This is a genomic window from Streptomyces sp. NPDC002306 (genome assembly GCF_053593435.1).
In genome coordinates, this window is record NZ_JBSFCK010000084.1 from 1 (window position 1) to 11,452 (window position 11,452).

Genomic DNA, 11,452 nt, shown 5'->3' on the forward strand with positions numbered 1-11,452 from the left:
CGGCTGACCGTGGAGCAGGGCTCTCCGCAGGACGGTCTGGACCGCCGGGTGCCGATGCAGGGATGGATCACCCGCTCGGTGGAAGTCTTCGAGAAGGCGAAGGCGAACGGGGAGTTGGTGCCGCAGGTCGATGTGGAGCTGATCGCGAAGCTGTTCGTGGGCAGTTTCACCGGGGTGCAGATCCTGTCGAACATCATGACCCGTCATGAGGACATGCTGGAGCGGGTGTCGGACCTGTACCGGCACCTGATGGCGACCATCGCCGTCCCGGGTGTCCTGATCCGGCTGGAGTTCACCCCGCAACGGGCCCAGCAGGTCTACGAGGCGGCCATCGAGCAGAGCCTGCAGAACGCGGGAGAGACAGCCGAACTCGTTTAGGCCGGATACCGGAGGTGAAGCGTGCGTAGGGTGTCGGTATGTCGCTGAGCCGCATAACCCTCACGTCCGGCCGTTCGATCGAGCTCACCGAGCTGCGGATGTCTTCGGCTTACGGGGGGATGCTGGAGGGCTACCCGTGCAAGCCCATCAACGACATGAAGGTCAACAGCCTCCAGCGGGAGGCCGAACGCGCGTTTCCTTCCACGCCGGTCCATCTGGTTCCGCCCTCCCGCGAGTACCCGGACCAGACTGCCGGCGCCTTCGGCCCCGTAGAGGTATTGCCTGCCGTGGCCTGCATCGGCGCCTTCCGCTCGACAGCAGTAGACCCTGAGCTCGACCCGGTGCTGCACCGTTCCGCCCTCACTGTGGTCTGGTTCCAAACCGTCTTGGATGTTCCATCGGGCGAGAAGGCAGACCTTGCGCTTCGCGGCGTTCGCTGGGAGGAACTGGCTCGGGACCACGAGCTGTAGCGCCGGGGGCCGATCGCAGCCATACATTGTTGGCTGCGATGATGGTTTCCTCCGGAGGGTCGGCGCCGCGATCACACCAGTCACTGCAAGATCGTCTCATTTGCCGGAACGGCTGCCGATGAGCCAGGGTGCTCGTTCTGTACGGTCGGCGCCGGCATCGCCGTCCACGACGTAGGTCAGCGCCTCCGCGAAGGTGGACCCCAGGAGCCAGAGGACGCCCGGCCCGACGGCGACGACGCGCCCGCTGGTCGCGATGTACGACCTGTACTGGATCGACCACATACCCAGTGGGCTGTAGTTCTCCGCGTATCGGTGCCTCAGCCTCGACGCTTCCGCAGCGGCGTCGACGCAGGCGTCAACGGGGTCTATGTGCAGTGACGAGCCAGGGACGCGAGCGGGGCAGCTGTTGATCGTCAACTCACCGAACTCGGCCCAGACCCCGACCGCCGTGTCATTGAGCTCGAACCCGGCAGCTGTCAGTTGCTGTATCCAGTCCCCGGTGGGGATCTTGCGACCTGCTGTCCACCCAGCAACGCCAAGCTCGTTCAGTACCGACGGACCACAGCCCGTCAACGACTCACCGATGTGTTCTATGCGCCCTCCCCAGCCTCTCAGGTGCCTGTTGCCCGAAGTCTGCCGCAAATCCGGACCAGCAGGCAGGGCTACTGGCCATGGAAGGTACGGAGATCATTCGCGGGACACGTTATTGGCGGACCGCGAGCTTGTCATGTGGTGTGGCGACCGCTTGAGAGGCTGACGGTCGCTGGGGTCCTGTCAGCGGTGCTTGTCGACTGGAGCCCTCAGTAGTCGGTTGAGCTCGTTCGCCGCCTCGTCGTACCCGGCGTCGGAGATGCGTTGCAGCTCACGCAGGTCGCCGGACGCGGCCGCGCGCCGCGTGAGCAGGAGCCCGGCGCGTAGGGATCCCTCGTCCAGCAGCTCACTGAGCTCGCCGAGGTCGTCGGCGGCGTCGGCCAGGTCGGCCAGCCGGTCCAGAGCCGTCTCGTTGCCCTCGTCGGCCAGCTCGCGCAAGGTCTCCCGGTCGATGTTCGTGTTCGCCATGACGCCATGGTGCAACCCTGACCCAGGGGCAGGGTCAAGTGGGACCATGGCCAGGTGATCACCATCGGGCAGCTGGCCAGCTACGTCGGAGTGTCGGTCAAGACCATCCGCGTCTATCACGACAAGGGGCTGCTCCCCGAGCCCGACCGTGACGCGTCCGGCTACCGGAGGTACGGCGCGAACGACGCCATTGACCTGATCAAGATCCGGACGCTTGCCGAGGCCGGCGTCCCCCTGGCTCGTATCCGGGACCTGAGATCAGCGACCGAGGAGGAGTTCCAGCAGGCGCTGCGCGAGATCGACGACGAGCTCACCGCCCGCATCCGTGGCCTGAGGGCGACGCAAGGGCGCCTGCATCGGCTCGCCGCCGGACATCTGTCCCCGCTGCCCACCGAGGTCGATGCTCACCTGGAGAATCTGGTCCGATGGGGGTTCACCCCTCGCTGGGTGGATCTGCAGCGCGATCTCTGGATCCTCGTGTTCGCCACCCACCCGGACCGGGCGATCACATTGTTCGAGGATCAAGCCGAGACCATGGCCGACCCGCTGTTGCGGCAGCTCTTCCACGACTACGACCACGCGCACGACCTCGACCCCGAAGACCCCCGCGTCGAGGACCTGGCCCGCCGGATCACCCAGGCGATCCGGGAACGTTACGGATCCGGCGAACTGCCCGAGCTGCACGCGGCCTCCGAGATCCCCGCCCTCATCCAGGGCGCGGTCGACGCATCCTCCCCGGCCTGGCAGCGACTCGGCACGCTCATCGGCGCACAACTGGACGCGTGACGCGCCGCTTCGGAGAGAGGTAGGTCCGGGTTGTCGTGGAAGCCGCCGACTCACGCATCGAACCGCCAGGCCTACGTCACTGGGAGACTGGACGAGTTGAGTTTCTTGCGTGGGGGCGGGATATGAACCGAAGGCTGGTCGGTCTGGCATGCGCCCTGCCTCTGGTGGCAGCGGTGAGCGCGACCGGCTGCTCCGGCTGGTACTCCGCATGCCCGGGGGCGTACGTCGGAGACCCGGACAACTGTGAAGTCCATACCTTCATGCGCAGCAGCTAGGGCACGTTGCCCAGGGTCAGGGACCGTCAAGGCAGTGTGTGGTGGGTCAGGGTGCGTCGGTCAGGGCCTGTGTAGCCGGCTTGGGTGTGGTGGGTGCGGTCTGAGGCGGGCGGCGTCGGCGGGAGAGATGTATGCCGAATGCTGCCGTCACCAGGCCGAGGGCGGCGGCGGTGTACCAGATGACGCGGAAGTCGTGGTGCGAGGTGGCGCTGATGTGGGAGCCGATCACCGCGACCAGGACCGCGACGCCGAGGGCGGCGGAGATCTGGCGGACCGAGTTGACCAGTGCCGCTCCGGTGGCCGCGCGGTGTGGGGGCACGGCGTGGACGCCTGCGGCCACCAGGGTGCCCAGGGCCAGGCCGGTGCCCGCTCCGGTGAGCAGCTGGCTGGGCAGCAGGTCGTGCGGATAGTCGGGTGTGGTGGACGCGGAGTACGCGAGCCAGGCCATGCCGGCCATGAAGAGCAGTCCGCCGACGGCGACGAGCGGTCCGTGCCCGAAGCGCTGTGCCGCGCGGGTGGTCAGGACGGTGACGATCGGGACGAGGGCGGGGCCGGGGGCCAGGGCGAGGCCGGTCTGCAGGGCGCTCCAGTGCCAGACGTCCTGGCACCACAGCACGTTGGACAGCAGCATGATCGAGAAGGCGGTGCCGAAGACCAGGCTGCCCGCGTTCGCCGCGCCGAAGCGGGGCAGGCGCAGCAGGTCCAGTTCGAACAGTGGGCGGGGGTGGTGCAGTGACCTGAGGACGAACGCGGCGCCGCCGGCCACGGCGACGGCCAGGAGCAGGAGGGTCGGGGCGCTTGTCCAGCCCCAGCCGGGTGCTTGCACCAGCGCCGCGGTCAGGGTGGCGATCGAGACGACGGCGAGCAGAGCGCCGGCGAGGTCGGGCAGCGGGCCGCTTTCCCGGGCGGCCGGTTTGGGCAGGACGGTTCGGCCGAGGGTGAGCGCGGCGATGCCGATCGGCAGGTTGACGGCGAAGATCCATCGCCAGTCCGCCTCCGTCAGCAAACCGCCGGCGACGGGCCCGGCGGCCGCGGCGAGTCCGCCGATCGCGGCCCAGTTGCGGGTCGCCTGGGTGCGGCGTTCGGCCGGCACGGCTGCCAGCAGCAGGGCCAGGGAGGTCGGGATCTGGGCGGCTGCTCCGGCGGCCTGCACCACCCGGGCGGCGATGAGGAGCGGCAGGTTCGGGGCCAGGGCACAGCCCAGCGAGGCGAGGGTGAAGACCGCGATCCCGGTGAGGAAGACGGGCCGCTGGCCGATGCGGTCGCCGGCCCGCCCGGCCGCCACCAGCAGCGCGGCGAAGGTGATGGCGTAGGCGTTGAGGACCCAGGACAGTGCGCCGAGGCCCGTGCCGTCGCCGCCGGGGGAGAAGGTCTTTCCCATGGCGGGTAGTGCGACGTTGACGATCAGCAGGTCCAGGTTGGTCATGAAGACGGCCACCAGGACGACGGCCGCAGCCGTTCCAGGGTGCTTTGAAAATCGAAGCAGCGCAGGCATGCCGCAAGCCAAGCACAAGGTGATTTGGAAATCAAACCCTGCTGGGGTGATACTGGCATTTGTGACCACGCGTATCGATCCCCTGGACATGGCAGGGCGGCCCTGCTCGCTCGCCGCCGCCCTGCAGATCGTCGGCGACCGGTGGGCACTGCCGGCGATCCGTGAGGTCATGCTCGGCAACCACCGCTTCCGGCAGATCGCCAGGAACACCGGTGCTCCCACCGACCGCCTGGCGGCGCGCCTGAAGGCGTTGGTGGAGAGCGGTGTCCTGGAGCGACACCCGCTGCCGGACGACGCGCGCTACAGCGGCTACTACCTGACTGAGGCCGGGCGCGACCTCGGTGCCATCACCCGCGAGCTCATCGGCTGGGGCGACCGCTGGGCGGTCACCGCGCCGCCCGGCCGCATCCGTCACCACGATCACGCGCTCGTCGCCCGCACGCTCTGCGAGACCTGCGGCGAGCAGGTCCACGGTGAGGACGTGCACCGCGACGACCTGGTCCCCGGCTGGGACCGCTCCGGCCCGGTGGACACGGCGTAGCGGCGGGCGGCTGCCGCTCCGGCCCCGCAGCGGGCGGCGATCCCGGCCCGTCCGTCCGACTCGCGCGCCCTTGACGCGCCCCGACGGGCCGCCGTTCCCGGCGGGTGATGACCCCCTCGGCGCGAGCCTGCTCGGTCGACCAGTGCATCAGGTCGATCAGCGCATCAGAGCGAGTGCCGCGCCCATGCGCCGGGCTGAAGCCGAGCCTGCGACCGCAACCGCAACCGCAACCGCCGCCGCAACCGTGCACCGAACCGTGGCGACGCAGGGTTCACGGCCATAAGGTCGCGCGATCTTGCGCTGTGGCCGTACGGCGCCTCAGCCGTAACGCCAACAGCAGAGTGCAAGGCCACAGCGCGGCGAAAGACCAGGCGAAGACGGGGGCCGACGTGCTGATCCCCATGATGAGGAAGACCAGCGAGGCGCAGGCCAGAGCGGCCACGGCCAGCGGCAGTCCGAGCCGGCGCGAGCCCGGATGGCCCATGCGGCGCGCGAGACGTCGGTCTCCGCTCAGTTTCGCCTCGATCAGCAGGAGGGCGACACGTTCGTGCGCGGAGAGCACGACTTCGCCGGAGTCGTTCCGTTCATCCATGTCCGGCGGGTTCCCCGCCGCGTCCGGCCGACTCCTGTACGAGGCACGGTGGCGCTTCGCGCGCTCGGCGTCCTTGTCGGTGCGCGGGCGATGGCCGGGCCGAGACGTGTCGACGACCCGCCTGAGGGCAGTCGGGTCGTACAGACCGGCGACGGCCCCCGGCGACGGGGGCGGGTTCTCGTGGCCCAGGCAGGAAGGCGGCACAACGTTGCGCACCGTGGGAGTGGAGGAGGAACTGCTTCTCGTCGATCCTGACACCGGGCAGCCGAAGGCGCTGTCGGCCGCCGTCCTTGCCCGTGCCGACCGCGCTGATCCCGGCCAGGACGTCTTCGAGAAGGAACTGTTCGGGCAGATGCTGGAGTTCGCCACGCATCCGCAGTCGGACATGACGGCTCTCGGCGCCGAGATCGTACGCTGCCGGAAGGAAGCGGCACGGCACGCCGACGGAATCGGGTGCGCGGTCGCCGCCCTCGCTACCTCACCACTCCCGGTGAGCCCGTCGTTCACCGTGAACGACCGCTACCAGTGGATGGCCGAGCGGTACGGGATGGCCTCCTGGGATCAGCTGGTGTGCGGCTGCCATGTGCATGTGTCGGTGGAGTCCGACGAGGAGGGTGTGGCGGTGCTCGACCGGCTGCGCCCGCAACTCGCGCTGCTCGGCGCGCTCAGCGCCAACTCACCGTTCTGGCAAGGCCAGGACACCGGTTACGCCGGCTATCGCAGCCGGGTGTGGGGGCGTTGGCCCTCGGCGGGGCCGACGGAACTGTTCGGCTCGGCCGAGCAGTACCACCAGCGGGTGACCGACATGGTCGCCAGCGGGGTCATCCTGGACGAGGCGATGGTCTACTTCGACGCGCGACTGTCCGCGCGCTATCCGACGGTGGAGATCCGGGTGGCGGACGTATGCCTGCACGCGGACACCGCCACGCTCATCGCCACGCTGGCGCGCGCCATGGTGGAGACGGCCGCACGAGACTGGCGGGCCGGGCGCCCGCCGCTGGACCACAGCGTCAGCCTGCTCCGGCTGGCCGCCTGGCAGGCCTCTCGTTCCGGCCTCGACCAGACCCTGCTCGATCCGGAGACCATGCGCCCGAAGCCGGCCGCGGACGTGCTGCGGTCGCTGCTGGATCACCTCGGGGACGCGCTGACCGAGAGCGGCGACGCCGACCTGGCCGAAGCGGCAGTGGCGGCCCTCCTCGTCCACGGTAACGGCGCCCACGTGCAGCGGCTGCTGCTGGAGCGGACCGGCAGCCTCCGGGACGTCGTCACCGAGTGCGTACAGCTGACACAGGAGTGAACGACGACGACCGAGGTCAGGAGATCAGGACGGGGATGGAGACGGGGACGCATGGCGGGCGGACGCCGTCGGCCCGGTGAGGATCGGCGGCTTCGAGGACGTCCTGCCGGCCCGCGCCGCGGACCGGCGGGGGCCCGGTTCTTAGACCACCCAGGCTCACGAGGTGCGTCCGATCGCATGAGGGGCGTCAGCGGGAGCCCTCATGGTCGGGCCTGCGAGGGAATCACTTCCTGCCGGGCCGAGAACTCGGCCCTGACGTGACGGTGAGAGGTGGACGCGCGATGGGGCACGGCGGAAACGTGATCGAGGAACTGATGGCCGACCACCGAGAGGTCGACGAGATGTTCGGCCAGATCCAGGCGATGACCGGCGGTACGCGGGAACTGCGTGATCTCGTGGACGAGGTCACCATCGAAATCGTGCGCCACTCGGTCGCCGAGGAGCAGTATCTGTACCCGGCGGTGCGCGAGCACATCGAGGATGGCGACCGGATCGCGGACAAGGAGATCGCGGATCACGGCCGGGTCGAGAAGATCCTCAAGCAGCTCGAGAAGACCGACGCGGACGACCTCCCGGGCAACCCGCTGCTGCCGCAGCTCATGGACGAGGTGATCGCCCACGTCCAGGACGAGGAGGACAACCTCTTTCCCATGCTGCGCCAGGCCTGTTCCTCCGACATGCTCGACGATCTCGGGGACAAGGTCCGTCGGGCCAAGTCCATGGCCCCCACCCGCCCGCACCCCTCCGCCCCCGACACGGCGCCCGCGAACAAGCTCCTCGCTCCGGGGATCGGCCTGGTGGACCGTGCCCGTGACTTCGTCACCGGCCGCGGCAAGTCCTGACCCGCCCCGCGGAGCCGCACGCGGGCGACGGCGCTGTACGTCGCGGGACCGGACCGGATACCGCCGACCCGGTCCCGATGTCCGCTCGTAGCCCTGCGACGCAGCCCTGTCACGTAGTCCTGTGATGGGGTCCTGTGACGGGGCGCTGCGACGGGGCCCTGTGACGGGGACCATTTCGTCTTCGGCGTCACCTGCCTAGGCTGTCGGGTCACGAGCGGGGCAGCGCGGCCCCGCGAAGCAGCTCGCGGTACCGGAGCACCGGACACAGGCGGGCACGTTCCCAGGGACCGACCGCCGTGCCCCACGACCTGACACCCGTCATAGCCGCCTGCACCCGCTGGCTGCTGGCCGCCTACCCGCCACCCGCGGGCGCGCTGAGCCGCGCGCTGGCCGAAGCCCAGGCCCGGCAGGCCGCGACCCTCGCCGCGGTGCTGCGCTACCCCACCGCCCTCGACGTGCAGCTGCTGCACCTCCTCGCGCCGAGCGGATCCCAGCGGCTGGACCGGCTCACCGGATGCGAGCCGCACCCGCAGGACGTGGCTTGGCGGACCTGGGTCGACGAGGCCGTCGTCAGCTGGGCGGCTTGTCTGCTGGCCGACCCCGCCCTGGCCACCCGCGCCCACGGCGCCGCCCTCGCGACCGAGCATCAGGCCGAGGCCGGCACCCTGCGGCGGCTGACCGACCCCAGCGACCTGGACACCGAAGCGACCCCCCTGCTCCGCCACCCCGACCTGCTGGAAGACATCGCCGACCTGTACCGGCCCCAGCTCATGGAACTGGTGAGCGTCGACAGCGCGGGACTGGCGTGACGGTGGCCGTACAGCACCAGGGGGAGCTTCTACGGCCTCAGCAGCGGACGTGATGCCGTAGGTGGCCGCACCGGCCCGGCGACGTCGTCCGGTCTCGCCCTCCTCGACAGTGCGTGGAGGGCGCTGCTGTCACCGTCGCCGCAGGTGGGCCTCGTCGTCGGCTCGTCCGCCCGCGCCGAGCATGCCCGTCGGCGAGAAGGGCTCAGCGGCGTGCAGGCGCGGCAGGAGGTAGCGGGAGCGGCGCAGGACCAGGGGTGGCAGTGCGGCACGGAAGGTCTGAGCGACGCGGAGCCAGGCGGGGGCGTAGACGGCGGTCCGCCGGTCTTCCACGGCTCGTACGAGCCAGCGCGCGACGACGTCCGCCGGGTACATGCGGCGGGCCGGCAGGGGCATGTGCGCGCGCAGCTCGCGCAGTACGGCGTACTGGTCGGCGTCGCGGACCATGTCGGTGTCGGTCCAGTTCACGTAGGCGACGCCGACAGCCACGCCGTGCGGTGACACTTCCGCGCGCAGGGCATGGGCGAAGGACTCCACGCCGGCCTTCGAAGCGCAGTAGGCACTCATCATCGGAGCGGCCCCGAACGCCGCGAGCGAGGCGACCTGGAGGTAGTAGCCGGCCGTCTGGACCAGGTCCGGCAGGAAGGCGTGCGCTGTGAGAGCGCTGCCGGTGAGGTTGACGTCGATGACTCGTTGCCACGCGGCCATGTCCGCGCCGGTGAACGGGCCGCCCTGGGCGATGCCGGCGTTCGCCACGACAGCGGACGGTAGGCCGAGTCGCCGACGGACCCGCACGGCCGCTTCTTCGAGGGCTGCTTCGTCCGTGACGTCGGCCTCGATGGCCAGGGCCGGGGTGGGAAGGCTCGCGGCCACCGCCTCCAGCCTCGTCCTCTCGTGACCGATCAGCGCCAGGCGCGCGCCACGCCGGGCGAACTCACCTGCCAGGGCCGCTCCCAGGCCACGTGCGGCTCCTGTCACCACGATGGTGCGCCCTTCGAGAGGACTGTCGCCGCCCATAAGCCGCTCCGTTCGTCGGGCAGGGGCATCAACGGGGCGGGTAGACGTATCCGGTCCGCGTACGAGGTTCACGTACGTGGTCACGTACACAGGCACCGCCCGCCCCGCGACATCCATCGCCAAGTGCCCTGTTTGAGCGTCGCCAACCGTGTGGCCTGCTCATGCGGGCGGGAAGCCCAAGTGCGCGTTGCTCCGCGCCTTCTATCGATCACTTCCGTCCCGCGACCTGTATCGATCACTCCCGCGCTGCTCGTACCGTGCGCCGCCCCACGTGCCGTGCGTCGTGCGGCGTGCGATGCGCGTCGAGCGCCGCCTCGGTGCCCGGAGGCGGCCCCTCTCGTCAGCGCGAGAGGGGGAGCGCGTTTCACGGTGGGGCGTGAGGGCAGACGGGATTTCGTGCTTCGGACTGGAGGCGCACGTCCGGCGGGATCCGGGCTGTCGGCTTCCTCCAGTGGCCGGATGCTCTCCCCGCTGCGGCGAACCCTGACCACACCCTTCGGGCCCCAGCCGGATTCCGTACTCCGGCTGTGCCTGGAGAACCACAGCTCAGGAGCCATTCCGCATGCTGACCGACACGCCTGCACATCCTTCCGTCGCAGCCGACACCGCCACTGCCCCGCGGTCGCGGCGCACGCACGACGACAGCCCCGACACCGCCTCGTCGTTCGTCCGCTTGACGCGGTTGGAGGACGGCCCCGAGCGGGAGACCGTCCGCGACGAGCTGGTCGCGGCGTGGCTGCCGATGGCGCACCGGATCGCCGGCCGGTTCCGTGACCGCGGGGAGTCCATCGAGGATCTGCGCCAGGTGGCCGCGCTGGGGCTGGTCAAGGCCGTCGACGGGTTCGACCCGGCCCGCGGCGCCTTCGAGAGCTACGCGGTGCCGACCATCACCGGTGAGGTGAAACGGCACTTCCGCGACCGGATGTGGGCCGTGCGCGTGCCGCGCCGGGTACAGGAGCTACGCAACCGGGTCCGGGTGGCCCGCCGCGAACTCACCCAGCACCCCGGCAGTCCTGAGCCCACTCCCGCCGCCATCGCGTCCCACACCGGCCTCACCGAGGAGGAGGTCACGGCGGGGCTCGAGGCGATGGAGGGCTTCAGCGCGCTCTCGCTGGACGCCGAACTCACCGGTGACGACGGCGGATCCAGCCTCGCGGACACCCTCAGCGTCGCGGACGCCTCCTACGACACGGTGGTGGATCGGGAGGCGGTGAAAAAGGGGCTGCGCAGGCTGCCGGAACGGGAGCGGGCCATCCTCTACATGCGCTTCTTCCAGGACATGACGCAGAGCAGCATCGCCGACCGGCTCGGCGTCTCCCAGATGCATGTCTCCCGCCTCATCAGCCGCAGCTGCGCCCGGGTCCGCAACGAGGCCCTGGCCGACTTCAGCCGGCCCGCCGAATGACTCGCCCCGACCGGCCCGAACCGGCCCGAACAGGCCTCGCGCGGCCCGAAGGAGACCGTCCCGTGCTGATGCCCCTGCCTGCCACCCTGCGCCGCCTCGTGAAGGACTACGAGACCCTCCTCGCCGAGGAGAACATCGCGGCGAAGCCCACACCGAGCGCCCGGCTGCGCGACCTCGGCTACACCCTGTGCGTGTCGACCGGCACGCGCGACGTAGACGACGCGTTACGGGTCGCCCGCACCTACCTCGACAGCGCGGCGGCCCGGGTGACCGGCCCCGAGCCGCGGACCGCTTTGAGCGGGCGGCGCCCGGTGGTGGCCAGTGCCGCCGCTGTCGTGCACCGGCCTGCCAGGCCGAACTCCCCGCAACCGGCGACGGGACGATGACCCGCCATTAGGGGCATCGCGCCGTGCGGTGGACGTACAGGAGCCACGGCACGGCCCACAGCGAAGTGGGGCGGCCCCGGCGGGGTGGGGGGGGGCCCCCCTT

General features: G+C 70.4%; 13 protein-coding genes and 1 pseudogene. 9 read left to right on the plus strand and 5 right to left on the minus strand.

What is annotated here, in order from left to right; genetic code table 11:
• Positions 1–378, plus strand: a pseudogene (locus ACWCQK_RS40920) (ScbR family autoregulator-binding transcription factor); the annotation flags it as partial.
• 38 nt (positions 379–416) lie between these two features.
• A complete protein-coding gene (locus ACWCQK_RS40925; protein WP_451164201.1) occupies positions 417–848 on the plus strand; it encodes a hypothetical protein in 432 nt (143 codons plus the stop codon).
• 96 nt (positions 849–944) lie between these two features.
• On the opposite strand, the gene ACWCQK_RS40930 is transcribed toward ACWCQK_RS40925, so the two are convergent.
• Together ACWCQK_RS40930 and ACWCQK_RS40935 are read right to left on the minus strand one after the other, a co-directional pair.
• A complete protein-coding gene (locus ACWCQK_RS40930; protein ID WP_451164203.1) occupies positions 945–1,490 on the minus strand; it encodes an SUKH-3 domain-containing protein in 546 nt (181 codons plus the stop codon).
• A 132-nt stretch (positions 1,491–1,622) separates the two neighbouring features.
• On the minus strand, positions 1,623–1,907 hold the full coding sequence (locus ACWCQK_RS40935; protein ID WP_451164205.1) for a hypothetical protein: 285 nt from the start codon (positions 1,905–1,907) through the stop codon (positions 1,623–1,625).
• A gap of 54 nt (positions 1,908–1,961) precedes the next feature.
• Here ACWCQK_RS40935 and ACWCQK_RS40940 point away from each other — a divergent pair, with 54 nt between their 5' ends.
• Entirely contained in the window at positions 1,962–2,693 is a 732-nt protein-coding gene (locus ACWCQK_RS40940; protein WP_451164207.1) for a MerR family transcriptional regulator, read from the plus strand.
• Positions 2,694–3,014: 321 nt separating this feature from the next.
• Here the strand turns inward: ACWCQK_RS40940 and ACWCQK_RS40945 are convergent, their stop codons facing one another.
• Positions 3,015–4,463, minus strand: coding sequence for an MFS transporter (locus ACWCQK_RS40945; protein ID WP_451164209.1), 1,449 nt, complete (start codon positions 4,461–4,463; stop codon positions 3,015–3,017).
• 61 nt (positions 4,464–4,524) lie between these two features.
• On the opposite strand from ACWCQK_RS40945, the gene ACWCQK_RS40950 reads away from it, so the two are divergent.
• Positions 4,525–5,004, plus strand: a complete 480-nt coding sequence (locus tag ACWCQK_RS40950) for a winged helix-turn-helix transcriptional regulator (protein ID WP_451164211.1) — start codon at positions 4,525–4,527, stop codon at positions 5,002–5,004.
• A gap of 271 nt (positions 5,005–5,275) precedes the next feature.
• Here the strand turns inward: ACWCQK_RS40950 and ACWCQK_RS40955 are convergent, their stop codons facing one another.
• The gene (locus tag ACWCQK_RS40955; RefSeq protein ID WP_451164213.1) at positions 5,276–5,596 is read right to left on the minus strand and encodes a DUF3040 domain-containing protein; all 321 of its coding nucleotides are present in this window, start codon (positions 5,594–5,596) and stop codon (positions 5,276–5,278) included.
• 208 nt (positions 5,597–5,804) lie between these two features.
• Between ACWCQK_RS40955 and ACWCQK_RS40960 the strand changes: the two genes are divergently transcribed.
• The 3 genes from ACWCQK_RS40960 (at position 5,805) to ACWCQK_RS40970 (ending at position 8,544) form a co-directional block, all read left to right on the plus strand.
• The gene (locus tag ACWCQK_RS40960) at positions 5,805–6,893 is read left to right on the plus strand and encodes a glutamate--cysteine ligase 2 (protein ID WP_451164215.1); all 1,089 of its coding nucleotides are present in this window, start codon (positions 5,805–5,807) and stop codon (positions 6,891–6,893) included.
• A gap of 281 nt (positions 6,894–7,174) precedes the next feature.
• Positions 7,175–7,735: a hemerythrin domain-containing protein gene (locus ACWCQK_RS40965; protein WP_451164217.1), complete on the plus strand. Its 561-nt coding sequence runs from the start codon at positions 7,175–7,177 to the stop codon at positions 7,733–7,735.
• Between the two features lie 296 nt (positions 7,736–8,031).
• The gene (locus tag ACWCQK_RS40970) at positions 8,032–8,544 is read left to right on the plus strand and encodes a hypothetical protein (RefSeq protein WP_451164219.1); all 513 of its coding nucleotides are present in this window, start codon (positions 8,032–8,034) and stop codon (positions 8,542–8,544) included.
• Between the two features lie 129 nt (positions 8,545–8,673).
• Here ACWCQK_RS40970 and ACWCQK_RS40975 read toward each other — a convergent pair whose 3' ends face one another.
• Positions 8,674–9,558 (minus strand): SDR family oxidoreductase, encoded by an 885-nt coding sequence (locus tag ACWCQK_RS40975; protein ID WP_451164221.1) that lies wholly within the window; start codon positions 9,556–9,558, stop codon positions 8,674–8,676.
• 562 nt (positions 9,559–10,120) lie between these two features.
• On the opposite strand from ACWCQK_RS40975, the gene ACWCQK_RS40980 reads away from it, so the two are divergent.
• Positions 10,121–10,963, plus strand: a complete 843-nt coding sequence (locus ACWCQK_RS40980; protein WP_451164223.1) for a SigB/SigF/SigG family RNA polymerase sigma factor — start codon at positions 10,121–10,123, stop codon at positions 10,961–10,963.
• A 68-nt stretch (positions 10,964–11,031) separates the two neighbouring features.
• On the plus strand, positions 11,032–11,349 hold the full coding sequence (locus tag ACWCQK_RS40985; RefSeq protein ID WP_451164225.1) for a DUF5133 domain-containing protein: 318 nt from the start codon (positions 11,032–11,034) through the stop codon (positions 11,347–11,349).
• Positions 11,350–11,452 lie beyond the last annotated feature (103 nt).